The following is a 363-nucleotide window of genomic DNA, read 5'->3' as shown; positions in this document are numbered from 1 at the left end:
GCCATTGACGACCATCGGCTGTCAAAACCTTGTCGTAGTTAACGCTCATACCCTTGTCATAGTAAGCCAATTCTGGACTTGAAACCTTGGCTTCTGCCTTGATTGACGCACGACCTGTGAAGGTATAAGTGCCTGTCGCTGGAAGGTTGATGGCACCTGTAGTGGCTGGTTTGCTTTCAGCAGGTTTGTTGCTAGTAGCATAATCGCCACCTTCGATACCAAAGTACTCTTCCAAGCTCAATCCTGAATCGTGGATGTCTTTAGCTTCTTTACCCACATAGCGGATATGCCACGCTTCTGGCATGTAGCCGGTTGAAGCTTCTTTACCTGCTTGGAAACGCACGATAAAGCCATAGTTATGTG

Annotated in this window: 1 protein-coding gene; it reads right to left on the bottom strand. The window is 47.7% G+C overall.

The window, feature by feature from the left end; genetic code table 11:
* On the bottom strand, nt 1–363 hold a 363-nt coding region (locus tag AX662_RS00500), incomplete at both ends, for an SH3 domain-containing protein (protein WP_197414650.1).

Origin of the sequence: Streptococcus sp. CCH5-D3 (genome assembly GCF_001556435.1) — a bacterium.
In the GTDB taxonomy this organism is placed as follows: Bacteria; Bacillota; Bacilli; order Lactobacillales; family Streptococcaceae; genus Streptococcus.
The sequence above is the reverse complement of the archived record's forward strand: the minus strand, read 5'-3'. Positions and strand labels throughout refer to the sequence as shown.